The organism is Blautia sp. AF19-10LB, assembly GCF_003461245.1.
GTDB classification, from domain to species: Bacteria; Bacillota; Clostridia; order Lachnospirales; family Lachnospiraceae; genus Blautia_A; species Blautia_A intestinihominis.
On sequence record NZ_QTWS01000011.1, the window covers coordinates 1 to 26,441 of the forward strand.

Annotated in this window: 18 protein-coding genes; all 18 read left to right on the top strand. The window is 45.8% G+C overall.

Translation table 11 applies throughout. From position 1 onward, the window contains the following. On the top strand, positions 1-268 hold a 268-nt coding region (locus DWX28_RS19370; protein WP_158565295.1), incomplete at its 5' end, for a hypothetical protein. Positions 269-381: 113 nt separating this feature from the next. Then, positions 382-1,884, top strand: coding sequence for a glycerol kinase GlpK (gene glpK, locus DWX28_RS07875; protein ID WP_022215633.1), 1,503 nt, complete (start codon positions 382-384; stop codon positions 1,882-1,884). A gap of 135 nt (positions 1,885-2,019) precedes the next feature. Beyond that, positions 2,020-3,471: an NAD(P)/FAD-dependent oxidoreductase gene (locus tag DWX28_RS07880; protein ID WP_118252370.1), complete on the top strand. Its 1,452-nt coding sequence runs from the start codon at positions 2,020-2,022 to the stop codon at positions 3,469-3,471. Next, positions 3,471-4,751, top strand: a complete 1,281-nt coding sequence (locus tag DWX28_RS07885; protein WP_118252422.1) for an NAD(P)/FAD-dependent oxidoreductase — start codon at positions 3,471-3,473, stop codon at positions 4,749-4,751. Before DWX28_RS07880 ends, DWX28_RS07885 begins: the two co-directional genes overlap by 1 nt. Positions 4,752-4,755: 4 nt before the next feature. Further along, positions 4,756-5,151: a DUF1667 domain-containing protein gene (locus DWX28_RS07890; RefSeq protein WP_118252371.1), complete on the top strand. Its 396-nt coding sequence runs from the start codon at positions 4,756-4,758 to the stop codon at positions 5,149-5,151. Positions 5,152-5,243: 92 nt separating this feature from the next. Further along, entirely contained in the window at positions 5,244-6,473 is a 1,230-nt protein-coding gene (gene hemA / locus DWX28_RS07895; RefSeq protein WP_118252372.1) for a glutamyl-tRNA reductase, read from the top strand. Continuing rightward, complete coding sequence (locus tag DWX28_RS07900) at positions 6,463-6,936, top strand: precorrin-2 dehydrogenase/sirohydrochlorin ferrochelatase family protein (RefSeq protein ID WP_022215628.1); 474 nt, start codon at positions 6,463-6,465, stop codon at positions 6,934-6,936. The genes hemA and DWX28_RS07900 overlap by 11 nt, the downstream gene beginning before the upstream one ends. After that, positions 6,926-7,837, top strand: a complete 912-nt coding sequence (hemC, locus tag DWX28_RS07905; RefSeq protein ID WP_118252373.1) for a hydroxymethylbilane synthase — start codon at positions 6,926-6,928, stop codon at positions 7,835-7,837. Before DWX28_RS07900 ends, hemC begins: the two co-directional genes overlap by 11 nt. Beyond that, complete coding sequence (gene cobA / locus DWX28_RS07910; RefSeq protein WP_118252374.1) at positions 7,834-9,342, top strand: uroporphyrinogen-III C-methyltransferase; 1,509 nt, start codon at positions 7,834-7,836, stop codon at positions 9,340-9,342. Before hemC ends, cobA begins: the two co-directional genes overlap by 4 nt. Positions 9,343-9,347: 5 nt before the next feature. Continuing rightward, positions 9,348-10,331, top strand: a complete 984-nt coding sequence (gene hemB / locus DWX28_RS07915) for a porphobilinogen synthase (RefSeq protein ID WP_118252375.1) — start codon at positions 9,348-9,350, stop codon at positions 10,329-10,331. Next, positions 10,331-11,608, top strand: coding sequence for a glutamate-1-semialdehyde 2,1-aminomutase (hemL, locus tag DWX28_RS07920; RefSeq protein ID WP_022215624.1), 1,278 nt, complete (start codon positions 10,331-10,333; stop codon positions 11,606-11,608). The genes hemB and hemL overlap by 1 nt, the downstream gene beginning before the upstream one ends. 64 nt (positions 11,609-11,672) lie before the next feature. Further along, positions 11,673-12,251, top strand: coding sequence for a LytTR family transcriptional regulator DNA-binding domain-containing protein (locus tag DWX28_RS07925; protein ID WP_118252376.1), 579 nt, complete (start codon positions 11,673-11,675; stop codon positions 12,249-12,251). Positions 12,252-12,508: 257 nt separating this feature from the next. After that, positions 12,509-20,662: a Cna B-type domain-containing protein gene (locus DWX28_RS07935; RefSeq protein ID WP_118252378.1), complete on the top strand. Its 8,154-nt coding sequence runs from the start codon at positions 12,509-12,511 to the stop codon at positions 20,660-20,662. Beyond that, the gene (locus tag DWX28_RS07940) at positions 20,659-22,575 is read left to right on the top strand and encodes a SpaH/EbpB family LPXTG-anchored major pilin (RefSeq protein ID WP_022215620.1); all 1,917 of its coding nucleotides are present in this window, start codon (positions 20,659-20,661) and stop codon (positions 22,573-22,575) included. Before DWX28_RS07935 ends, DWX28_RS07940 begins: the two co-directional genes overlap by 4 nt. After that, complete coding sequence (locus tag DWX28_RS07945; protein WP_022215619.1) at positions 22,576-23,430, top strand: class C sortase; 855 nt, start codon at positions 22,576-22,578, stop codon at positions 23,428-23,430. After that, positions 23,427-24,269, top strand: coding sequence for a class C sortase (locus DWX28_RS07950; protein ID WP_022215618.1), 843 nt, complete (start codon positions 23,427-23,429; stop codon positions 24,267-24,269). The genes DWX28_RS07945 and DWX28_RS07950 overlap by 4 nt, the downstream gene beginning before the upstream one ends. Continuing rightward, a complete protein-coding gene (locus DWX28_RS07955; protein ID WP_022215617.1) occupies positions 24,266-24,997 on the top strand; it encodes a pilin N-terminal domain-containing protein in 732 nt (243 codons plus the stop codon). The genes DWX28_RS07950 and DWX28_RS07955 overlap by 4 nt, the downstream gene beginning before the upstream one ends. 189 nt (positions 24,998-25,186) lie before the next feature. Beyond that, complete coding sequence (locus tag DWX28_RS07960; RefSeq protein WP_118252379.1) at positions 25,187-26,296, top strand: lactonase family protein; 1,110 nt, start codon at positions 25,187-25,189, stop codon at positions 26,294-26,296. Positions 26,297-26,441: the final 145 nt, after the last annotated feature.

Genomic DNA, 26,441 nt, shown 5'->3' on the forward strand with positions numbered 1-26,441 from the left:
AAAAGGCGGTATCCCGCCAGATTTCAGATGCTCTGGTAACTTGTTGCCGAGTAGTTCACCAGCAGTTTCACGTACTATTCTGAAGTCGCTGGCAGGATATTTTATTTTAAGTCTGCTTCTGGGAAAAGGCTGGTTTCTTCTTTTAAAGCTGATCCGATGGCTTTTGGAATCTACAATAGGTGTAATAGTGCTTATGCTTCTTGGCATTTCACTGGCTATTACGGTACCGGTAGCCATAGCATGGTGTATTGCAACACCAAGAAAATGAAGAATCAATCGGAAAGAAAAGGCATCTTCCAAAGGATTAGAAATCCGTTGAATCCCCACCATTTTTGCGTTACAATAAATGCATACTAAAATACCACAAAGGGGATTTTACCTATGCAGAAATACATAATGGCACTGGACGCGGGGACAACCAGCAACCGGTGCATCCTGTTTAATAAAAAAGGTGAAATGTGCAGTGTAGCACAGCGCGAGTTCCATCAGTACTTTCCGAAGCCGGGCTGGGTGGAGCATGATGCGGATGAAATCTGGGCGAGTATGCTTGGCGTAGCGGTGGAAGCCATGAATATGATCGGTGCGGAGGCTTCTGATATTGCGGCGATCGGAATTACCAATCAGAGAGAAACGGCAATTGTATGGGATAAGAATACCGGAGATCCCATTTATCATGCAATCGTCTGGCAGTGCCGCAGAACTTCCGAGTACTGCGACTCCCTCAAGGAAAAGGGACTCACAGAGAAATTCCGTCAGAAGACAGGTCTCGTGATCGATGCCTATTTTTCTGCGACCAAAATAAAATGGATTCTGGACAATGTAGAGGGTGCAAGAGAAAAGGCGGAACGTGGGGAACTCCTTTTCGGAACGGTTGAGACCTGGCTGATCTGGAAACTGACGAAGGGATCTGTGCATATCACAGATTACTCCAACGCATCCAGGACGATGCTTTTTAATATCAATACGCTTGAGTGGGATGAAGAGATTCTTGAGGAATTGAATATTCCATGCAGTATGCTTCCCGAGCCAAAGCCGTCAAGCTGTGTTTACGGAATGGCAGATCCGTCTTTCTTAGGCGGCGCGATTCCGATCGCAGGTGCAGCGGGCGATCAGCAGTCGGCACTTTTCGGGCAAACCTGCTTCCAGGCGGGAGAGGCCAAGAACACTTATGGCACAGGCTGTTTCCTTCTTATGAATACAGGAGAGAAACCGGTATTTTCGGAGAATGGTCTGGTAACAACGATTGCCTGGGGACTGAATGGCAAGGTGAATTATGCACTGGAAGGATCGATTTTTGTGGCGGGAGCTGCAATCCAGTGGCTTCGTGACGAGATGCGTCTGATCGATTCTTCAGAAGATTCAGAGTATATGGCACAGAAGGTTCAGGATACGAATGGATGCTATGTCGTTCCGGCATTTACCGGACTTGGTGCACCGCACTGGGATCAGTATGCGAGAGGTACGATCGTGGGAATCACCAGAGGAGTAAACAAGTACCACATTATCCGTGCGACACTGGAATCTCTGGCATATCAGGTAAACGATGTTTTACAGTCTATGAAGGCTGATTCCGGGATTCAGCTTGCGGCACTTAAAGTCGATGGAGGAGCCAGTGCCAACAATTTCCTGATGCAGACGCAGGCAGACATTATAGATGCACCGGTCAACCGTCCGAAATGTGTGGAGACAACGGCAATGGGAGCAGCCTATCTGGCAGGCCTTGCGGTAGGATACTGGAGCAGTAAGGAAGAAGTTCTCAAGAACTGGGCGATCGACCGGACCTTTGATCCGAAGATCACGCAGGAAGAGAGAACAAAACGAATCCGTGGATGGGAAAAAGCTGTAAAATATGCGTATGGATGGGCGAAAGACGAAGAGAACTGATCGAAGAATCAAGTGGACGATAAGTTTGTATTTAAAACAATTGCACATACTGGCGTGAAGAGGAGAGCCTGACAGGAAATCCATGAAAATGGGTTTATTTGTCAGGCTCTTTTATATATACAGGAGGTTTTTACAATGAATAAATACGATATTGCGATTATCGGTGCGGGAGTTTCCGGTACGGCGATTGCACGGGAACTGTCCCGTTACCGGATAAAGGTATGCGTACTGGAGCGGGAGGAAGATGTCTGCTGCGGAACCTCCAAGGCGAACAGTGCGATCATTCATGCAGGTTATGACGCAGAGCCGGGATCACTCAAAGCAAAACTGAATCTTCGGGGAAATCAGATGATGGAGCAGCTTTCCTGTGATCTTGATTTTCCATTCCGAAGAAATGGTTCACTGGTTTTGTGCCTGGATGAAAAAGACCGCCCCGGTCTGCAGAAACTTTATGAGAGAGGAATCCAAAACGGTGTAAAGGGACTTCGAATTTTAAATAAAGAAGAAATAAGAAAAATGGAGCCGAATGTTTCTGACCAGGCTGTGGCGGCATTGTACGCACCCAGCGGAGGAATTGTATGTCCATTCAACATGACGATCGCACTGGCAGAAAATGCCTGTGCAAACGGAGTGGATTTTTATTTCAATACAGAAGTGCACAAGATCACACGGGGAGAAAAAAACTGGACGATTGAGACAACAGAGGGAATTTTTGAGGCAGACTGTATTGTAAGTGCGGCAGGAGTTTATGCAGATAAATTCCACAACATGGTCAGTGAAAAGAAACTTCATATCACTCCGCGAAAAGGAGAATACTGTCTTCTTGATAAAGCTGCGGGGACACATGTAAGCCGGACGATTTTTACCCTTCCCGGCAAGTTTGGCAAAGGAGTTCTGGTCACACCAACCATTCACGGAAACCTGCTGATCGGGCCAACAGCCACAGATATAGAGAATAAAGAAGGAATCAATACCACCAGAGAAGGTCTGGAACAGGTTCTGAAAAAAGCGTCCGAAAGTGTCAAAAACATTCCGGTCCGTCAGGTGATCACTTCTTTTGCCGGACTTCGAGCACATGAGGACGGAGACGATTTTATTATAGGAGAGACGGAAGAAGGATTTATCGACTGTGCCGGAATTGAATCACCGGGCCTTTCCAGTGCTCCTGCGATCGGAGAAATGGTTGCTGACATTCTGAAGAAAAAATATGATCTGAAAGAAAAAGAGGATTTTCTTTCCACAAGAAAGGGAATTACCGATGTATCAAAGTTTTCACTGGAAGAACGAAATGCGTGGATTCGACAAAATCCGGCTTATGGAACGATTGTCTGCCGCTGTGAGATGGTGACAGAAGGTGAGATCATAGATGCGATTCGAGGACCTCTGGGTGCCAGATCACTGGATGGAGTGAAACGCCGTACCAGAGCAGGCATGGGACGTTGTCAGGCAGGATTCTGTTCGCCGCGTGTTATGGAGATTTTAGCCAGAGAACTTGGAATTCCCGTGGAAGAGATCACAAAATCCGGAGGCAACTCTGGAATCATAAAAGGCAGCAACAAAGATTCTTTTGGGGAGGACGGCAAATGATAAAAAAATATGACATTGTGATCATAGGCGGCGGTCCGGCAGGACTTGCAGCGGCTATTTCAGCGAGAAAAAACGGAATCGAAAGTACTCTGATTCTGGAGCGGGACAAAGAACTGGGAGGAATTCTGAACCAGTGCATTCATAATGGTTTTGGGCTTCATACCTTTGGAGAAGAACTGACCGGACCGGAATATGCCGACCGTTTTATTCGTCAGGTCAGAGAACAAAATATAGAATACAAACTGAATACCATGGTCATAAACATCAGCAGGGAAAAAGTTATCACAGCGATGAACCGTGAGGAAGGCATGTTTCTGATTCAGGCAAAAGCGGTGATTCTGGCAATGGGCTGCCGGGAACGTTCCAGGGGAGCACTGAATATTCCGGGGTATCGTCCGGCGGGAATTTATTCTGCGGGGACGGCACAGAGACTTGTAAATATAGAAGGGTATCTTCCGGGAAGAGAAGTTGTCATCCTTGGCTCCGGGGATATCGGACTTATCATGGCCAGGCGTATGACACTGGAAGGTGCAAAAGTAAAAGTGGTAGCAGAGCTGATGCCGTACTCCGGCGGGCTTAAGCGGAATATCGTGCAGTGTCTGGATGACTTCGGAATCCCGCTGAAACTCAGTCATACTGTGGTAAATATTAAAGGAAAAGAACGTGTAGAAGGAGTTACTCTGGCACAAGTCGGAGCGGATGGAAAACCGATTCCGGGAACGGAGGAAGAATATGCCTGTGATACTCTGCTTCTTTCAGTAGGCCTGATCCCGGAGAATGAACTTTCCAGAGAGATGGGAGTGGAACTGAACCGTGTCACATCGGGGCCGGTAGTCAATGAGAGTCTGGAGACGAATATCGAAGGGGTGTTTGCCTGCGGAAATGTTCTGCACGTTCATGATCTGGTAGATTTTGTATCCGAGGAGGCAGCAGCGGCAGGAAAAAATGCGGCAGATTACATAAAATGGCAGCAGCCAGTGGAAGTTCCGGAACAAAAGCAGAATCGGACAATTATTCTGGAATCCCGAAATGGAGTTCGCTATACTGTCCCGGCAGTGATAAGACCGGAGCGCATGCCGGAAGAAATGACAGTCCGTTTCCGTGTGGGAGCTGTTTATAAAAACTGTTATATCAGCTGCTATTTTGATGAAGAACGTGTTCTTCACAAAAAACGGACAATTCTGGCACCGGGGGAGATGGAACAGATTAAACTGACAAAGGAACAGATTTTAAATGCTTCATCACTGAGAAAAATCAGCATTCTGATTGAGGAGGAATAAAGATATGGAAGAAAAAAATCTTACCTGCATCGGCTGCCCGATGGGCTGTTTCCTCACTGTAAAAATAAAAGACGGAGAAGTACAGAGTGTAGAAGGCAATAGCTGTAAGCGGGGAGCCGTCTATGGAAGAAAAGAAGTGACCAATCCGACCAGAATTGTGACAACAACCGTTCGTGTATTAAATGGCACGGAAAAGGTCGTTTCCGTCAAGACAAAAGAGGATATTCAAAAGTCCGGAATTTTGGACTGTATCCGGGAATTGAAAGAGGTCACTGTTACTGCTCCAGTAGAGATCGGAGATGTGGTTCTGCATGATGTGGCAGGAACCGGTGTGGACATTGTTGCAACGAAAAATATTTCTGTTTCCATTGACATTACAGGGTCAAACGACTATCATTAAAACAGTATGTTTTTCTGTAGGCACCTCTTGCGGATTCGACAGATTTTTACAGAAAAAGATACAGGAGGAACACAAAGGAGAACAGAAATATCATGACAATATCCATGATAGGGATAGATCACGACAGAGCACCGGTAGACGTCCGTGCCCTGTTTGCATTTACGAAGAAAAATGCCGGAGAGGCAATGGAAAAACTGAAAGAAAAAGCAGGCATCCGGGGATGCATCATTCTGTCTACATGCAATCGTCTGGAAATCTGGGCGAGCCATGAGGATGAGCAGGAACTTTCTTTATACCAGTGTCTCTGCGAGCTCAGAAATATACAGGATCCTTTTTATGAAGAATATTTTATTTCAAGAGAAGATAAAGAAGCGGTTGAGCATCTTTTTTATCTGGCAGGAGGTCTGAAATCACAGATTCTTGGAGAAGATCAGATCCTTACACAGATCAAGGATGCACTCAATCTTGCGAGAGAACATTTTACCACGGACAGTGTGCTGGAAGTCCTTTTCCGCATGGCAGTGACCGCGGGCAAAAAGATCAAGACAGAAGCTCCGCTTGCACATGGAAATCCGTCTGTGATCCATCAGGCAGTCAGCAGTCTGCGGGAACAGGGATATGACATGCATGGCAAAATCTGCATGGTTATCGGAAACGGAGAGATGGGTAAGGTTGCAGCGCAGACTCTCCGTGATGCCGGAGCGAATGTCACCGTAACCGTCCGTCAGTACAGAAGCGGAATGGTGAGCATTCCGATCGGATGCAGCAGGATCCATTATGGTGAACGAATGAACTTTCTGCCGAAATGTGATGTAGTAGTCAGTGCGACAGCCAGTCCGAACTATACACTTCGCAGAGAACTGTTTGATGATATCACGCTTACGAAACCACTGCTTCTTCTTGACCTTGCTGTGCCGAGGGATATCGAACCGGCACTTGGAGGAGAAGAGGGCGTTACCTTATATGATATGGACAGTTTCCGCACCGAGAGGATCTCTCCGGAATCCATGGAGAGCATCACAAAAGCCGGCGAGATCGTCAGGGCACAGATGGATGAATTTTTCCAGTGGCTGGATGGCAGGGATGTGATCCCGAGGATCCAGGAGATCAGGGAGGATGCAGTGCAGGATCTGAACCTGCGTATCCACAAGATCCTCAAGAATACACCAATGGATGACTCCGACCGTGCAAATCTTCTCAAAGCAGTAGATACTGCAGCAGGAAAAGTGGTCAACAAACTTATTTTCGGACTCCGGGACAGTCTGGAACAGGACACTTTCCTGGAGTGCGTGGCAGGATTGGAGAAATTATATGAAGAATAAACGTTTTTTTCCAATGTTCGTAGATCTGTCTGACAAGAAAATCGTAGTGGTAGGCGGCGGGAACATTGCGACCAGGAGGATTAAGACTCTTTTGCAGTTTACCAGGAACATTACCGCAGTAGCTCCAAAGACAACGATGGAGCTTCATGAACTTGGCAAGGCAGGATTCGTAAATCTGATCAACCGTCCGGTGAAACGGTCTGATTTTGCCATGGCATTTATGGTGATCGCGGCGACAAACGACTGGAAACTAAACGATGAGATCTATCGAGTCTGTAAGGAGCAGGGGATCTACGTCAATGTCGCAGATGACAAAAGCAAATGCGATTTTTATTTTCCGGGGATCTACATGCAGGACGAGGTTGTTGTGGGAATCACAGCGAGCGGGCTGAACCACAAGAAAGCCCGAAGAGTCCGTGTGGCGATCCAGGAGGCAATGGAGGCATCAGACAATGAAGAATAAGATCACGATCGGCAGCAGGGAAAGCAAGCTTGCAGTGCTGCAGAGTGAGATGGTGAGGGACTACATAACCGAGCATAATCCAGATCTGACAGTAGAGATCCTGACCATGAAGACAACGGGTGACAAGATCCTGGACCGCACCCTGGATAAAGTAGGCGGCAAGGGACTTTTTGTAAAAGAACTGGATCACGCACTTCTGGAAGGAAGGTCAGAACTTTCTGTTCACAGCCTGAAGGACATGCCGATGGAAGTGCCGGCAGAACTTCCTCTGCTGGCTTTTTCCAGAAGAGAAGATCCGAGGGATGTGCTGGTACTGCCGGAGGGCGTAACAGAACTTGACAGATCCAAACCGCTTGGCTGTTCCAGCCTTCGCCGGACCCTGCAGCTTCGGGAGTTATATCCGGATATGGAGGTCGCAAGTGTCAGGGGAAACCTTCAGACAAGACTCCGCAAACTGGATGAGGGACAGTATTCAGCTCTGATCCTTGCGGCGGCAGGACTTAAGAGACTTGGACTGGAATCCAGAATCAGCCGGTATTTTACAGAGGAAGAAATGCTCCCGGCAGCAGGTCAGGGAATCCTGGCAGTACAGGGACGTACCGATGTTGACTATGCATTTCTGGACGGCTACTGTGATGCAGATGCATGGAGCGCAGGAAGTGCAGAGCGTGCTTTTGTACGTTTTCTGGACGGCGGCTGTTCTTCTCCGGTGGCGGCGTTTGGTGTGGTCGAGGGAGAGGAACTTTTCCTTCGCGGACTGTATTATAATGAAGAAACAGGAAACTGGTTCAAGGACAGCATCCGCGGAAAGCGCGAGGACGCAGAGGTACTTGGCATCGCGCTTGCAAAACAAATGAAAGAATCCGACAGAACAAAGACGGATAAAGGTGAGGCAGAATGAAACAGGGAAAGGTATGGCTCGTAGGAGCAGGACCGGGAGATATCGGTCTTTTTACACTCAAAGGAATGGAGGTTCTCTCCCAGGCAGAGGTTGTCGTCTATGACAGTCTGGTGGGACAGGGCGTACTTGCAAAAGTACCTTCTTCTGCAAGACTCATCAACGTAGGAAAGCGTGCAGACAAGCACACCATGCCGCAGGAGCAGATCAATCAGGTGCTCCTTGAGGAAGCGCAGAAGGGATACCGTGTCGTGAGACTGAAAGGCGGAGATCCGTTCCTGTTCGGAAGAGGCGGAGAGGAGCTGGAACTTCTGACTGCCAATGGGATCCCGTATGAAGTGGTCCCGGGCGTGACCTCTTCGATCGCTGTGCCTGCTTATAACGGCATTCCGGTAACGCACAGAGATTTCTGCTCTTCCGTCCATATCATCACAGGACATAGAAGAGCAGGTAAGGAATATGACATCGATTTTCAGGCACTGGTCAACACAAAGGGAACACTCGTATTCCTGATGGGGATCGCTGCTCTGAATGATATCTGTCAGGGACTTCTGAATGCAGGAATGGACCCGGAGATGCCGGCGGCCGTACTGCAGAAGGGAACAACTTCCGACCAGAAAAGAGTCGTTGCCACAGTTGCAACACTCAAAGAAGAAGTAGAGCGTCAGGGTATCGAGACTCCGGCGATCATCGTAGTTGGTAAAGTCTGCCGTCTTTCTGAGGAATTTGGCTGGTATGAGAGACTTCCGCTCGCAGACTGGAAAGTCCTTGTGACACGTCCGAAGGGCAGAAGCTCCCGCACAGCAGATGAACTTCGAAGAAAAGGTGCAGAAGTCCTGGAACTTCCGTCCATCCGTACCGTGGCACTGGAAGACCAGAGCGCACTTTATCAGGCACTTGATGAGATCAGCGAGTATCAGTGGCTGGTATTTACTAGTCCGACAGGGACAGAGATTTTCTTTGAAGAAATGTTCTCCATGAAAAAAGACATCCGTTGTCTTTCTTCATTGAAGGTGGCAGCGATCGGACAGGGAACAGCCAAAGTTCTGGAGCAGAGAGGCATTCTGGCGGATCTGATCCCGGAAATTTACGATGGAGACTCCCTGGGAGAAGCACTGGCACAGACCCTGCATGGCGGCGAAAAGATCCTGATCCCGCGTGCCTCAAAGGGAAATGCAAATCTGGTCAGAATCCTTGAAGAACACGGTGCCAGGGTGGACGATGTACCGACCTATGATACCATCTATGACAAAAATCCTCTGATCGATGTAGCAGCAGAGATCACGAGGGGCGGTATCGACTGCGTGGTATTTACCAGCGCATCTACCGTCAAAGGTTTTGTAGAAAGCACAGGACTTTCTGATTATTCAAATGTGACAGCAGCATGTATCGGCAAACAGACAAAAGCAGCAGCAGACAGCTATGGAATGAAAACATATATGGCATCCAAAGCTACGATCGACGATTTGACGACACTTGTTGAACAGATAAAAACAGATAAGGAGTGACAATAATGGATCTGATTCAAAGACCAAGAAGACTGCGTGGCAGTGAGACTCTGCGCAAAATGGTAAGGGAAACAAGAATTGACAAATCTTCTCTCATCTACCCTCTGTTTGTAAGAGAAGGACAGGGGATCGAGGAGGAGATCCCGTCTATGAAAGGACAGTTCCGCTACAGTGTGGACCGTCTCCCGTATGAACTGGAACGTCTGACGAAAGCCGGAGTCAGCAACATCATGCTGTTCGGTATTCCGGATCATAAGGATGAAGTCGGAAGCGGCGCTTACGACGAAAACGGAATCGTACAGAGAGCACTCCGTGAGGCAAAAAAACAGTTCCCGGATCTCTACTATATTACAGACGTATGCATGTGTGAGTACACTTCCCACGGACACTGCGGTGTTCTATGCGGTCATGAAGTAGAAAACGATGCAACTCTGGAACTGCTTGCAAAGACAGCTCTTTCCCATGTTGAGGCAGGTGCGGATATGGTAGCACCTTCTGATATGATGGACGGACGTGTGCGTGCGATCCGTGAATGTCTGGACAAAGCAGGACACAAGGAAGCACCGATCATGTCCTATGCAGTAAAATATGCATCTGCTTTCTACGGACCATTCCGTGATGCAGCTGGTTCCGCTCCGGCATTTGGTGACCGCAAGAGCTATCAGATGGATTACCACAACCGCCGTGAAGGAATGAAAGAAGCCCTGACAGATATCGAGGAAGGCGCAGACATCATCATGATCAAACCTGCAATGTCTTACCTTGACATGGTATCAGAAGTTTATAAGGCAACCAATGTTCCGATCGCAGCTTACAGCGTCAGCGGTGAATATGCAATGGTCAAAGCAGCAGCCAAGATGGGCTGGATCGATGAGGACAAGATTGTGTGCGAGATGGCAGCAAGTGCTTACCGTGCAGGTGTTTCTATTTATCTGACCTACTATGCAAAAGAACTTGCCCGTTTTATCGATGAAGGGAGAATTGGATAATGGGAAGATCAGAAGACTTATTTGAGCGTGCAGTCAAAAGAATCCCGGGCGGCGTCAACAGCCCGGTAAGGGCTTATGGTGCGATCGGAATGGCTCCGCGTTTTATCGAGCGTGCAGATGGCTGCTATATTTATGACGTGGATGGAAACAAATACATCGACTACATAGATTCCTGGGGACCGATGATCCTCGGCCACAACTTCCCGGCAGTCCGTGAGAGCGTGCTCAAAGCCTGCGAAAACGGGTTAAGCTTCGGCTGTGCGACAGAGATCGAGGTCGAGATGGCAGAATTTATCTGCGAGCATATCCCGCATGTGGAGATGGTTCGTATGGTCAATTCCGGTACAGAGGCCGTTATGAGTGCGATCCGTGCCGCAAGAGGTTTTACAGGAAAAGACAAGATCATCAAATTTGCAGGATGCTATCACGGACACAGTGATGCACTTCTTGTAAGTGCAGGTTCCGGCGTAATGACCAGCGGAGTTCCGGACAGTGCCGGTGTTCCGAAGGGATGCACCCAGGACACCATGACAGCAGTTTACAATGATCTGGACAGCGTCAGAGCACTTCTCGAGGAAGCTCCGGATCAGGTTGCGGCCGTGATCGTAGAGGCGGTTGGAGCAAACATGGGCGTTGTCCCGCCGAAGAAAGGATTCCTTGAGGGACTTCGTACTCTGTGCGACCAGTATGGAACACTTCTTATCTTTGATGAGGTCATCACAGGATTCCGTCTTGCATTTGGCGGGGCAGCAGAATATTTTGGCGTAAAACCGGATATGGTTACTTATGGCAAGATCATCGGTGCAGGAATGCCGGTCGGTGCTTACGGCGGAAGAAAAGAGATCATGCAGATGGTTTCCCCGGCCGGTCCGGTTTACCAGGCAGGTACCTTAAGTGGAAACCCGATCGCCATGGCAGCAGGACTGACACAGCTCAAATATCTTTATGAACATCAGGAAGTTTATAAGGATCTGGAAGCAAAAGGTCAGAAACTCTATGGAAGCATGGAAGAGATCCTCAAGGAAACAGGAAGCCCGTACCAGGTAAACCATGTTTCTTCTCTGGGAAGCATCTTCTTTGCGACAGAGGAAGTAAGGGATTACACTTCTGCAAAAGCTTCCGACACAAAGAAATTCGCAGAGTATTTCCTGCACATGCTGAAAAATGGAATCCACCTCGCACCGTCACAGTTCGAGGCAATGTTCCTTTCCACAGCACACAGTGATGCCGTGATTGAGGAAACTCTGGACAAAGTCAGAGGCTTTTTTACAAAATAAAAACTGAATAAGGATTAGGATCTGTCCGCAGGAACTCATTTTATTTATTTTTGGGAGGGCACTTATGTTTCGGATCGCAGTATGCAGCAGTCAGACGAACGATAAGAACGAAACCAGCAGGACCATACAGAAATGGATAAAACGAAATATCACAGCAGATGCAGAGCTCTGCCAGGTGGAAAGTGTAGAAGAACTTCAGAACATCATGGAAACACAGCCGGATAAGTATAACTTTTGCATTATGGATATGCCTGCCCTTAAGAGTGCTTTTGAGGCGCAGACAGAGCAGAAGAAGCATCCATTACTGATCCATGGGACAGATTCGATCCGACATATTTTTGTGGAAGATATCATGTATGCAGAGAATTCCCTGCGGCGCATCACTTACACGCTGTACAACCGGCAGAAGATCATCAGTGTCCGGCGGGCGGGAAGTTTCGAGAGCGCAGTCGGGGAAATTGCAAAGGCACAGGCTTTTATGCAGCCGCACAAGTCTTTTTTTGTCCAGTTCCGGTACATTTCCGAACTGGGGACAGATCATATCCTGATGGCAGACGGCAAGAAGATCCCGGTAGCACAGAGCCGCCTGGTCACGGTACAGAGCAGGTATCTGCATTATCTCACACAAAGAACGAAAGCATGAATAAAAACTCCACAGACTGTTTGATAAAAACGGTCTGCGGAGTTTTTTTATATGCATATCGTGGTCTGCGCAGAAACAAGGCGCAGTGCGCAGAATCAAAGAACAAGAAGTGTATAAAATCTGCTATGATAACACTACAGAAGAAAAAGAGATGCGTGACCGCTTCTTCAGAGTACCTGAATATTTTTTTGGAAAATGCCTGATGAGTTTTTCGGCAGTTCTTTGAAAATCAAACAGCAAAGGAAGGAGAGGTGGCGTTGAACGGTAAAAAAAGAATCACAAAGATACTTGCCATGATAATCTGCCTGATCTTCTGCACCAACCAGGTCGCAGTTTATGGGGCGGAACTTGTTTCGTTTTCCGATGGGGTGGAAGAGCAGGGAGAGATATCATCTGCAGGCATAGAAGAAATGGGTTCTTCAGAGACAGAAGAGGAGGTATCAGCTGACAACAGTCCGGGTGATTCAGAAGGGACGGAGATTTCGGAGGAAGATTTTTTAGATAACAGCACAGAAGAAAATCCACAGGAAATGCAGGGCGATGGATCTGAAGGTACTGCGGATGCTGCGATTGAAGATGATCTGCAGGACAGTACAGAAGATGTGCAGGAAGAAGTTTCCGATGCGTCAGAAGAACTGTTTCTCTCGGAAGAAACGCAGGATGTTTTTTCGGCAGGAGCTGACAATATCCCAGTCTATTCATCCGAGATCAGCCAGGATATCTACTGGCAGGACAACAACGAAAGCGCACAGGCGGGACGTCTGAGTGCAGACGAGTATGCAGCGTGGTTTTATCAGTACGGCAAGGTGGAGGTGACATATCAGGATTCTGACAAGACACAGAAAACACAGATCATGAAGGTGAGTGAACTTCTGGTGAATGGTCAGAGCGGGATCACGATGGAAGATCTTGAGGGAACCGGACATTATGTGATGCATTTTGCACAAGATTCACTGAAAGGAAGTCTTTCCGTTACAGGAAGCGATGGCCAACTATTTAATGCGACGATTCAGACGATCACACTTCTCCCGCCGGATCCGGAGACAGACAGAGACTATCCACAGGATGATAAGCTGGCACAGAATTATAAGTTTCTGAATATTCCGGACGAGAAAGTGAGGGAGGAATACATCTCTAATAAAAATATCGGGTTTGGATGGTATTACATCAAAAAGATGGATGTTACTACACATGTAGAGATCCGCTGTGGCGATATGAGCTGTGGCAGTGATCTGACAGATGCAGTACAAAAGGAACTGTATCTTCAGTATCAGAAAAAGAATCAGGATGTGAACACCATTTCCAGTTCGCTGGAACAGACTCGAAATGCACAGGTAAAAGAACAGAAAGACGGAAGCAAAGTTGTTTCCATGGATATCACAGTTTCCGGACTGCCGCAGTATCGTATTGACGGCACGGAGATCCTCTATGATATCCGGGAAGGTGATTCGCAGGATTATCGCCTGAACAGCTATGATCCGGGGGAGGGAGATTATTTTAGCATTGATTACAACAACACAGATCTCTCCAATCATGGCACAGATACTACAGCGGTTTATAATGGTGGAACGATCATCCTGACGCGGCGCGGCACGGCTTCCTATCAGGCAGAGAAAGAATGGAAGGATGCGGAGGACTGTACAGAGCGGTCGGAAGTATCTTTTACCCTGTGGCGTTACAGCGAGCGGGGGGATGCGAGTTACCGGAAGGCATCTCAGGTGAAAAACAAAGAAGGGGATACGCTGAAATATGTGATCCCTGCAAACAGCACTGAAGACAGCCAGAAGATCACGTTCGAATATTTGGCGAATCCCGGAGCAGGAAGTGTATGCCTGACAGAGCAGGAAGCCCTGCCGAAATATGATCCCGAAGGATATCCCTATGTGTATTTCACACGAGAACGCATGGAGAATAATGGAAAGTATGAGCAGGTTCTCGGGAAGATTACTTACAAAAAGAATGGAGACTTTGCGATAAAGGATACTCTTCCAGATGGAGTTACCCGTGAAAGCACAGACAAAAGCATCTACAACGACGGCACGGTCAGCAACGTTCTCACCGGAACGGTAACGGCTGATTACACTAAAACCTGGCGTGCTCTTGCCTGGCAGGGTGAGCTTACGGATGTGCGGGTAGAATTTGCGCTGCAGGCCAAACATGTTGAAAGTTATGGAACAGATGATGACCAGTGGTACACAGTACAGGAAAACGGTGCAGATGTGACACAGAGCCTGTCTGGATTCGACGAGGAAATGACCTCCATGTCCGGAAGCAGAAGCATGCCGAAATATGACAAACTTGGACATGAACTGGAATACCGATGGATAGAGATTGGAGTATATCAGGGAAATGATACCACGAATCTGCTTAAGAAAGATGCAGATTCCGGGAATGCTTCGTTTGTCCTGACGCAGAAAAACAAAAAAGTTTCTTATACTTCTTCTGTGGAAAGTGTGCTTAAGGAAGACGGAAGTTATCATTCCGAGATCGTCAACCGGATAGAGCGAAAGGTAAATTACAAAGTTGTCAAAAAATGGCAGGAGGCCGAAGGCAACGAGACAGAAGCACCGGAAGATGCGAAGATCACACTGGCACTGCTTCGGCAGGATTCCACCAATCAGGTAAAAGAACTTGGCACACTGACTCTGGATGGAGAGAAGGACAGTGTGGAAACACAGATCCAGGATGAAGAAGGGAATGTGATCCGTGCGGCAGAGACAGAAAGCTGGCAGGGGGAATTTCTTGATCTTCCTCTCTATGATAAGGACGGACGCTGGCACGATTACCTTGTAGTGGAAAAGGACACAGATGCTTATCGTGTCATCTACGGCGAGGTTCAGTTTGATGAAGAAACTTTAACTTATTACAGGGAGATCATCAACCGTCCAGGTGCTGGGAATTTTCAGTTTATCAATGTCCGGAAGGAATGGATCGACGACAGCGACGCGGAGCATCGTGGTGACGTGACATTTACAATCTATCAGCGAATCGGAGAAAATGAGTTTCAGGAAATCCAGACAGTGACGCTTAAGGCACTGGATTTCTGGCAGAAACAGGTGGAGATTCCAACGGATCTTGATCTGAAAAATATCCTGGTGTTGGAAACGTCTGTTTCACATACCAGTAACAACGGAGAAGCAAAAGTCCCCTGTGATCTGTCATCCAACACTGCCAGAGACTATAGCGGTGAAGAAATGGAACAGATCTGGAAACGCTATCAGGACAGTTCTTCCGCGCAAAATCCGGCGATTTATTATCATTCGGATGAACACTGGTATCGTGTCATGTTCCAGACGAAAAACATCGAGGGGATTTCCTATTATACCATCACAAACCAGAGACTTGGAAGAATCCTTCTGGATGTGACAAAAGAATGGATCGATGGTGACGGAACCAGAAGGACCGAACTGCGAGAAGCTCTTAAGACGCAGGGACTTGGTCTTTATGCGAAGCTGATCTGTGACCAGGCAGGTGTGATAGATTATCAGAAAGGGACGATCAACACCGGAACAGGTGAGCACGCTCCTGTTGATGCAGATGGAAAAACAGTTTCCATGTATCAGGAGATCAGCATTGACACGGCGGTAAAAAATCAGAAATTTTATTTCTATGATCTTCCAAAATACGATGAGAACGGATCTGTCGTTCACTATTCCGTGAAAGAAGTCTATGCAAAAAAGACTCCTGACGGCAGTTATCAGGAACTTTCCCTGAATGAATTAAAACAGACCGGGATCACAACAGAATACACTTCCCTTACTTCCAGTAAGTATCAGGTAGGAGATTCCCACACAAAAGACCAGCAGCATTTTTATCTGAGAAACAAACTCAGCGGAACGAAGAAGATCGTCTTCCACAAGCAGTGGAAGGATCATTATCGTTTCGAAAAAGGCGACCGCCCTGACATTTATCTGAATCTTTATCGTCAGGTGCATGAAGCAGATGGAAGCGTGAAACTGGAGCTGTTTTACAAAGATCATCTCTGGCGGCCGACAGAAGAAGGAGACAGCCATTATGACTGGACTGTCGATTTTGACAATCTGCCGAAGTATGATAAGTATGGATATGAAATTTTGTATTATGCGCAGGAAAAAATGCATGTCAACGCCGAGCTTTTTGATTACACAACGGTGGAATATCTTGATCCGGAAAAAAATCTGATCGGAAATGAGGAGGGATTTTTGGAAGAAGTGACGGAGAACACCCGTCTGGCGCAGCTGTCTGATGGAAGCTGGATTCTTGGTGAGAACGGAACTTTTGTCAATCGCTTGAAGGAAGATATTCGAATCGAAGGCAAAAAGATCTGGGGAAATGTCCCGAGAGGTTTTGACAAAGCGGTACTTCCAAAAGCAACCTTTACCATTTACCAGAAACTGGAAGAAGAAAAGGGAGAAGGCAGCGAATGTGCATCCGTTACGATCAAAGACTGGTCGAAACAGTATGTCAATGCAGCATACCGTTTTCTTCTGGAATATATGGGTGAAAACTGTAACCGGATCGATACAGATGCAGATGGCAGACAGAAACTGACTGCCGAAAGTGCAGATGGAACAGATCAGAAACTTCCTCTTTATGATAAGGATGGAAGACGATATTCCTATACAGTCAAAGAAACCATGGAGGGGATACCGAAAGACCGGGAAGGAAAGGTGTTTTTACAGCCGGAGATCCATAACTTTATGGTAGAGAATTTTTATGAAAGTGAGAAAGGAAATCTCACCGTTAAGAAAATTCTGGAGGCAGAAAAGACAGAAGAAGAAAAATATCCTTCTGTAACCTATGTTCTGACCCGTTATTATATGGGAAAAGACGAGAATGGAAAAGATGTACTGAAGCGGGATATATCCTTCAAAAAGATGTTAACGCTTGATTATAATGAGTTTTCTCCTGTTGGAAAAGATACAGGATTGGCATCCGCAGAAGGAACGTTTGAGGATCTGGAAATTTATGCACCAAGTGGCGAGAAATTTCAGTACAGAATTGAAGAGAAAAAAATATCAGAAACTTATGACAGTTACAGTCTTGCCTTTGCAAAGCCGGGAAACCGTGACAAAGCTGGCAGACTGATCCGGGGACAGACCGGAGATCAGCTACAGGGAGAAGAAAATCCACAGGAATATAGGGTAGAGAATCTGTATGCTTCGGATGATGAAGAAAAAATTCCAGATGCGACGTTTAAGAATGTTCTCAGCGATGACAGAATTGTGATCGAAGGAACCAAAAAATGGGATGACAACAATAACCTTTTTGGTTTCCGTCCGTCTGTGGATGAATTGAACAGTCAGGGACTTATTTCGTTTGAAGTGATTCGTTATGCAGAGGCACAGCCGGGAATGAGAAATGCTATCGGAAGTGCACTATATCCATTAAAAGTTGTTGATGAACAGGGACATAAACCATATCAGATTGTCTGGGAAAAAGTGAAAGGAAAAAACGACAGATATCTGTTTCAGATTACAGGAACAGATGGAGAACTGGAAAAGTATGCACCAAATGGAATACCATGGAAATATGGTATTCGTGAAATATATGCAAGGGACAAAGAAGATGGACTTCCGGGTTATCGCGACAATACGAGAGATTACTGGTGTTATTTTTATGGAAAAAAACATTTGCTGAAAGAAGATAAAACTTATGAAGCAGAGGTAGCAGAGACAACCGTTACCAATCATGTCCGGGTAGTGACTGCACGGATTGAAAAGAGATGGCGTACACTGGATGTGAAGCATAAAGATGCAGAGAATGCAGACCAGGTATTTTCTGAAAGACCTGAAAATATCACAGACAAATCAGATATCCGGGAATCTACGGGAGCAGATTATCTGGGATATTACCTGTCATTGCAGTTTGTATTGCAGGGAAGAGTAAAAGCCTGCTATAACGCGCAGGGAGAAAATGTTGCGCTGGAAGAACCTTCTTCCTGGATGGGACTGAAAGAATTATTTAAAGGAAGCAGGAAAGAAAAAGGCTTTGCACAGACACGACCGCTTCAGGAAATTCTGAAAAATCTGGTACAGGAGGATGCATCTGTTACAGTATCTGAAGATGGCGTGAATGTTATTTTGCAGGGGTATATGAAAGATAATACATGCTGGATGCATAAGCTGCAATATCTTCCGAAATATGCAAAAGGTGGAGCTTACAATAAAGAAGGCTGTTATTATGAACTGGAATACAGGCTATGTGAAGAAAACATTTCTTTCAGGCAGTCGAAGGATGCGGAAATCTTATTTAAAGTGGATTTAAGTAAGGCATCACTTTCAGAAACACCAGATGGCATCTTGAATGAGATCATCAGCCGCGGAACAGGAAAATTTGATCCATTTTTTGTGATGGGATTTTTTAGAGGAACTTCCGGTACGGATTATTCCTATGGAAATCACGAATCAGACAGTTTATCTGTCTGGGCAAATGCATTTCCGGTTACGAGACTGAAAGTGAGTAAGGTATGGAATGATACCAGTAACGTGTATGGTACCAGGGTATTAGACAAAAATGGAAACTGGACGGTGAGCTTTGCAGTACAGAGGCGGGCAGTTAAACTGGAAGCTGGATCAACCTGGAAATCTCCCTGGCAGAATCTGTCTTCCACGGATAAAACAGGAAACAAAACAGAAGTCAGAATCACTTTGAGCGGCGAAGACAATGTAGAGGCAGAGGACATCAATGAGAAATCAACAGAACTTGGAGGGCTTCCTGTCTATGGTATTGAGAGTATTGACGGAACATATCAGGTGGTTCGATATGAATACCGTGCAAGAGAACTTAATACAGATGGAACAATGATTACTGAGCCAGAGGGAGAAACTTCTGTAAATCATGCGTATTCTGGATCTTTTTCAGGTGGGATTTATGATGTGGATTATCAGGATGGAAAGAAAAAGAATAATGAGACAGATGGTGACTGGAGATATCGTTATATAACTACAGTTACAAATTCTTTTGATCCGACCGTGCGCTATGCAGAGAAAAAATGGGATTTGTCCCAAATTCCGGAAAAATTCCGAGATGAATGGAATTGTCCGGAAATCACGTTGGAAATTCAGTATCAGAAAGCAGATGGAAGTTATCAGTCTTTCAGCAAGAGGGCAATTGTGGTGCTGAATGGAGAAAAAGATAGTGGAGTAACACAGGATACTTCGAAGGATGGACTGCTTCCGGCATATGGAGAATACGATTCCTGGAAAGCCATCTGGAAGGGGCTCCCAGAATATATTCCGGGATCTGCCACGATAAAAAAGGATGGAAAGGATGTCACTGTCTATCACGTCAGAGAAAATCATGGCGGATACTATCAGGAGGAAGAGAAAAATACAGCAGAAGGCAAAGAAAGAAACGGTGAAACGGAAAAGACGGCGTTTTGCTTTGTTAATACGCCTACAGAGATTCAGGCATCCAAAACTGTAGATCTTGGTGAAACAAAGAAGTTTAACCTAAATGACCGTATCTTCGGGTTTACACTTACGAATAATGGAAAAGTTCAGGGAACTTATCACGCAGTGATTGCTATGGAAACGGAGAAAGAAAATGGAACAGCAGTAGTAACAAAAGAGCAGAAAGATATTACTGTTGGCAGGGAATTTTACCTCAAAAACAACCAGACCATAACCATCTATGGACTGCCAATCTACAGGAATAACGATGGAAAAAACAAGATCACATATTATATAGAAGAAACAGATTCTTCAGGAAAGAAAAAAGAAGATGGAAAGGATTCAGGATATGTACCGGGATTCCGTACCGAAATTGAAGCAGAAAATACAAACCTTTCTAACTCCGTCAGTGGAAAAAGTGGCGGAGCACAATTTGCAGATACAAAAGAAACACATCCATCATTTGCATTCAGAAATATTCTGGAAGGCAGCATTGAAATCATCAAAACAGACGGTACCGGCAAAGCACTTCAAAATGTAGAATTTTTGCTGCAGTACAGAAAAGATGATGGAAAAACAGACGAAGACAGTGAAGCGGAATACCGGAATCTGGATGCAACTGTGTGCAGTAACAGAAATCTGGTGCGAAACAACGGTATTGCAAAAACAGATAAAAATGGCCGAATTACATTCCGGGGTCTGAAACTGGGTTACAAATATCGCCTGACCGAGATCAGGCCACTTGCAGGAACCCAGGGACTTGAAAATTCGATTACGGATATAGAACTTCCAATGCTTCTGAAAACGAAATCTGGAAACGAAATCAAACCAGTAGCAGAAACTCAGGGCAGGTTTGTCTATGTAAAACTGAAATATAAGATTTCAAATAATACATTCACAATGCCGATGACCAGCGGAAACGGTTTCTTCTGGCCAGGTATTCTGGGACTTATTGCTACAGGTATCGGAGGTGCGTTCTGGATCAGCAGTGGAAGCAGAAATAGAAACAGCAAAAAGAAGGGAGAGTATGCAGAATGAAAAAAGGAATTCTGAAATTTTTGGCTGGTACGGCGGCCATCGCTACGTTGATAGGAGGAGCACCGCTTTCTGTGCAGGCAGCAGCGACAGATACACCAAAGGCGACACTAGTGACAGATAAATATTATAAAACATTGCTTGGAGAGGAGGATGAAGAATCGGAAGCTCCATCTCTGACACTTAAAAAATACAAAAATGGAAGTGAAAGTAAGGACCCTATTGATGGAGTAGAGTTCAGATATGCAAAAGTCGGTGATCTCTATCAGATCGTAGATGGAAATAAAATTTCCATGGCGTATGGTGTGGAAGCTGTGTTTGCAGCTGCGTTTAAAATCACTGCAGCAGCGGATTATCACATAACTGAAAATGGCGATATGTACTATTACAAAGATATTAACGAAATTAATACACAATATTTGCAGAGTATTAATTTACAGACAGAGACTTCATTGAAAGAATATATAGGAGGAACTGCTTTTACTTCTGTAACAACAGGCTGTGATGGAAATGCCAGTGGCACAGCTAAGATCGAAAATGCGGACTATGGTCTGTATGCTGTAGTAGAGTGGAGCTCTGCAAATGCGAGTATTAATGGAGAAAAGGTATCCCTGACGAATATTCAGAGTCCTTTCCTCATTGCACTGCCTACGTATGTCACTACAAATGAGGGAGAAGCTTACTGGGAAAAAAATGTAACAGCAGAGGTCAAAAACAGCACCGACGAACCGGAAACAGAAAAGAAGATTGTGACAGCAAACGAAGATAAGACAGATGGAAGTGAAAGTGTAGACGATACAGACATTACTTCCATTGGAGACACTGTTCATTTCCGTCTGAAAGGAACAGTTCCGAATATTCCAACCGTAGCCAATGGAAATAAGGAACAGTTCAAAAAATATATTCTTGTGGATAACCTGAGCAAAGGTCTGACACCGGAAACAGAGGAAGATGGAATTCAGTTAAAAAATGTAATTGTACGTACAACAAATAATAATTATTCACTGGAGAACACCGATGAGGTACAGTATTATACTACAAAAGTCGAAAATTATACCGGAACAGAACCGGAATATATAGGTGGCAAGACAATTGCTGTTACCCTGACAGAAGAAGGCCTTAAAAGGATCAGTAACTGGGCAGCAGCTGATGCAGAAGAAACAACAAAGGAAATCTATTTCTATTACACGGCAGTAGTAAATGAAAATGTAAAGATCGGACCAGATACTCAGATCAGCGGACCGGCAGGAAACCCGAATGAAGTAAAACTCCAGTATAAGATCGGCAGCAGTGCAGACATGGAAACGGATTGGGATAAAGTTACAGAGTATACATTTGGAATCAAAGCAGATAAACAACTGGCAGGAAGTGCAGCAGCGGTAACAGATTCCAATAAAAACGCGATCACGTTCGTTCTTTATTCCACAAAAGATGGAAAGGCAGAAACAACAGGCAGAACCTATTATGAGATGAAAAAAGTAAGTGATGGTGTTTACCATGTAACTTCCAAAACAGAAACCAGTGCAGAAAACAATACAAAAATACATCCGGCAGCAGGCGGTGCACTGAATATCAAAGGTCTTGAAGAAGGAACATATTTCCTTGAAGAGCTTAGTACCGTTTCAGGCTATAATCTCCTCAAGGCACCGGTTAAGATTAAGATTACAGCAAAAACAGGAAACAATACCTATGTATTGGATGGAAAAGAAGAGAATAACAATCAGTATATTGGAACAATCAGCCAGGATGGCAACACAGACGGTATCTTCAAAGTAACGATCAATAATATCAAAGGCTTCGAACTTCCATCTACCGGCGGCAGCGGTATCTGGTTCTTCGTTCTGGCAGGTGCGTTTGCCGTGGCAGCAGGATGTGGCTACTATTCTATGACCATCCGCAAAAACCGTGCAAAATAAATGAAGACTAGGAAAAAACGCCCGCTTCTGGTTCCAGGATTTCTGATCGGAACAGGGATACTTCTGATGGCATATCCTTTTGTCAGCAATTCTCTTTATGAGCACAGGCAGGAGGAAGTCATCTACGAATATCAGAAAGAAACCGACAAAATGGATACAACACAGATCCATCAAATGCTGAAAGAAGCAGAAGAATATAATGTAAAACTGAAAAACAGAGAAGCCGTTCTGACAGATCCTTTTGACCCGGATCTTGCTGTGGATGGAACAGAAGAAAAGCAGTATGAACATCTTCTGGATCTGGAAAGTGACGGGATCATGGGGTATATAGAGATCCCGGAGATCAATGTATTTTTGCCCGTGTACCACGGCACTTCACAGGAGGTGCTGCGAAAGGGTGTTGGGCATCTTGAGAACACTTCTCTGCCTGTAGGGGGAAAGGATACGCACTGTGTCCTTTCTGCCCATACAGGACTTTCTGACAAGAAACTGTTTACAGATCTGGTTCTTCTGAAAAAAGGAGATCTTTTTTATATACAGGTTCTGGACCGGCATCTTGCCTATGAGGTGGATCAGATCCGGGTCATCAGGCCTGAGGATACGTCACTTCTTCGGATCATTCCGGAAAAAGATCTGGTAACGCTGGTAACCTGTACACCCTATGGCATCAACAGCCATCGGCTCCTGGTAAGAGGACATCGTGTCACAGAACAGAAGAATCCGCAGAAAGCAGCCAGGAAAAAGCAGACGGCAAGTCCGTGGATGCGGCAGTATGTGCTTTCGATCCTGATCGGCATGGCATTTCTGATGGTCTTTCTGACAGGGCTGTTTCTGTACAGAAGGAGGAAGACGTGAAAAGACAGAGACTGATTTTTTTCCTGTTTCTTCTGGTGGGGATGGGATTTTTGAACTATCCGTTTGTCAGTCAGTGGGTAAATCAGAGAAACCAGAGCAAAGTCATCTATGAATATGAAAAAAAGGCAGAGAAACTGTCGGACACCGGGAAGCAAAAACTTCTGGGCGAAGCCAGAAACTATAATTCAAAACTTCGCGCAGGCAGAGTACTTCCGGGTGACAGTTTTGGAGGTGGCGCAGAAGAAACTTCTGCATACAGAGAATATCAGAAACTTCTGGATGTCTCCGGAGACGAGATCCTGTGTTATCTGGAAATTCCGTCGATCGAGGTCTTTCTGCCGGTTTTTCATGGAACTTCGGAGCATGTTCTGGAACAGGGGGCGGGACATCTGTTTGGTTCTTCACTTCCTGTCGGGGGAGCGGGGACACATGCTGTGATCGCGGCACATACAGGAATCGCGACCAGGATGTTTTTTACAGATCTGGATCAGATGAAGACGGGAGATCTTTTTTTCCTGAATGTTCTGGGAGAAAAGCTGGCGTATCAGGTGGACCAGATCGTTACCGTGACACCGGACCGCACAGATCTTCTGCGGATCGAAGAGGGAAAGGATCAGGTGACACTGGTGACCTGTACTCCCTATGGGATCAACTCACACAGGCTTCTTGTAAGAGGAAAGAGGATTCCATACCGGGAAGCACAGAAACGTGCAGAACAGGCAAAAGAATCCGGATTTCTGATCTGGGGAAAAAGAGTTTTTGTACTTTCCATACTGTTTCTGGGAGCAGCAGGATTCTGGCTCCTTAAGCCATCAAAAAGGAAGGAGGAAAAAGGTTGAAAAGAAAAAATAAAAAGACAGCAGGCGTTTTTCTCCTTGCTGTGATCCTGATATTTGTAGTTTTTCCGGCTGTTTCTGTGGATGCGGCAGAGAGAAAGGGAAGCATCACGGTTCAGCTGAATGAGATCGGGACAGATCGGGAAGGCACTGCACTGGAATGTTTTTATGTGGCAGAGCAGAAGGAGAATGGCTGGCATCTGACAGAGGCGTTTGAAGGCTGTAAGGTAACTCCCTGGAATCTGTCAAGATCCACAGATTACAAAGAAGCGGCAGAAAAACTTTCTTCCTGGGTGACGGCGAAGAAACTTTCGGCAGAAACAAGGATGACAGACGCAGATGGAAAACTTGTTTTTGAAGATCTCAATGAAGGAATTTACCTCATCCGCCAGAAGAACGGGAAAAAAACCTACGGGGTGATCGCGCCGTTTCTTGTCTGTGTCCCAATGGAAGAAAATGGGGAGATCCTCTACGACATCCACACAAAGCCAAAGGGAGAAGAGATCCAAAAGATCACTCCCACACCGGTGATATCTGTTACACCATCGCCATCTGTAACATCCACAGCAGCATCGTCTTCTTCCGGAAATAATCCTTCTGTAAAAAGCAGCTCTTCAAGTGTGAAAACTGTAAAAACAGGAGATGACACGGCACTCTGGGTATTCTGGGCACTTTTGATCCTGGCAGCAGGTGGGACCGTCGGCATTCTGTATTACAGAAAAAAACATTGAGTGGAAAATAAAGTACATTAAGTATAAGATAAAATACATTTCCTCCTGAATGCTAACTTGTTCTTGGAATTGGATTGTGATATAATAAGGACACTTGAGGTTGCTGGAGTGAACAGTAACCACTTAAGTTCATGCAGAGCACTGTCTCTGCGTGGACGACGACAACGCGCGATTTTAGGAGGCAATATCATGGGGAATAAGAAATATGTAGCCTATGTGGGAACATATACCCACGGCAACAGTAAAGGTATTCAGGTTTACGATGTAGATGTTGAGAAAGGTACTCTGAAAGAACGGAGCGAAGTACAGGTCAGCAATGCATCTCATACGGCAATTTCCAAGAATGGCAAGTTTTTGTATTCCATCGAGGACGAAGGTGTGGCAGTGTTCAAACGTGACGAGAACGGTGACCTGACCCGCATTAACAGAGTCAGCATCGACGGAATGAGAGGATGTTTCCTGGCAACAGACGTGGACGGCAAATATCTGTATGTGGCAGGATACCATGACGGCAAGGTGACGGTTGTACATACACGCCGCGACGGAAGTCTCGGACGTATCATGGATGGTGTTTATCACAAGGGACTTGGAAGCGTTGCAGAGCGTAACTTCCGTCCACATGTAAACTGTGTACGTCCTACACCGGACAACAAATACCTGTGTGCAGTTGACAACGGCATCGATCAGGTCAAGATCTACTGCATCAACAAGAGACAGCATAAGCTGGAACTGGTCGACATCCTCCGCTGCCCGAGAGAGAGCGGTCCTAGGATCATCCGTTTCAGTGCAGACGGCAGATTTGCATATATCCTGTTTGAGCTGAGCAATGAGATCAAGGTTTACAGCTATGACGGAAGCGGCAGTACTCCTGAGTTTGAACTGCTCCAGAGTGTCAGCACACTCAGAAAGCCGAATGACGAGGATGCGATCCACAATGCGGCATCCGGACTTGCACTTGCACCGGACGGCAGGCATCTGTTCTGTACAACTGCCGGAGAGAATTCGGTTTCCATGTATGAGATTGACCATGAGACCGGACTTCTTGAGAAGAAGTTCAATCTTCCGATCAGTGGCGATTATCCGAAGGATCTGGTAATCTTCCCAGATAATAAGCACATCGCACTTGCGAACCATGCAAGCAACTCTATCACTACGTTTACTGTAGACTATGACAAGAATATTATCGTTATGAATGATAAACCCCATCATATTGAGACACCAAACTGCATCCATATCTGGCCGGTACCGGATGAGGTAGCAGGAGATGTACATATCGACGAAGACGAAGAAATAATGTAAAGGAAATGTCGCAGTAATGATTTTTTAAATCATTACTGCGACATTTTTGTTGCTTGAAAAATATCAGATATTTATTCTTTTTTATATGTATTTGTGATTTTAGAGACTAGCCAATATATGTGTTTGAAACATCTGGTAAATCCAA

Excerpts from the sequence above, each read along its gene's own strand:
- DWX28_RS07925 (WP_118252376.1), top strand. The coding sequence starts at position 11,673 with ATGTTTCGGATCGCAGTATGCAGCAGTCAGACGAACGATAAGAACGAA.
- DWX28_RS07960 (WP_118252379.1), top strand. The coding sequence starts at position 25,187 with ATGGGGAATAAGAAATATGTAGCCTATGTGGGAACATATACCCACGGC.
- DWX28_RS07890 (WP_118252371.1), top strand. The coding sequence starts at position 4,756 with ATGGAAGAAAAAAATCTTACCTGCATCGGCTGCCCGATGGGCTGTTTC.
- DWX28_RS07940 (WP_022215620.1), top strand. The coding sequence starts at position 20,659 with ATGAAAAAAGGAATTCTGAAATTTTTGGCTGGTACGGCGGCCATCGCT.
- cobA (WP_118252374.1), top strand. The coding sequence starts at position 7,834 with ATGAAACAGGGAAAGGTATGGCTCGTAGGAGCAGGACCGGGAGATATC.
- hemB (WP_118252375.1), top strand. The coding sequence starts at position 9,348 with ATGGATCTGATTCAAAGACCAAGAAGACTGCGTGGCAGTGAGACTCTG.
- DWX28_RS07880 (WP_118252370.1), top strand. The coding sequence starts at position 2,020 with ATGAATAAATACGATATTGCGATTATCGGTGCGGGAGTTTCCGGTACG.
- hemC (WP_118252373.1), top strand. The coding sequence starts at position 6,926 with ATGAAGAATAAGATCACGATCGGCAGCAGGGAAAGCAAGCTTGCAGTG.
- hemA (WP_118252372.1), top strand. The coding sequence starts at position 5,244 with ATGACAATATCCATGATAGGGATAGATCACGACAGAGCACCGGTAGAC.
- DWX28_RS07900 (WP_022215628.1), top strand. The coding sequence starts at position 6,463 with ATGAAGAATAAACGTTTTTTTCCAATGTTCGTAGATCTGTCTGACAAG.
- hemL (WP_022215624.1), top strand. The coding sequence starts at position 10,331 with ATGGGAAGATCAGAAGACTTATTTGAGCGTGCAGTCAAAAGAATCCCG.
- glpK (WP_022215633.1), top strand. The coding sequence starts at position 382 with ATGCAGAAATACATAATGGCACTGGACGCGGGGACAACCAGCAACCGG.
- DWX28_RS07945 (WP_022215619.1), top strand. The coding sequence starts at position 22,576 with ATGAAGACTAGGAAAAAACGCCCGCTTCTGGTTCCAGGATTTCTGATC.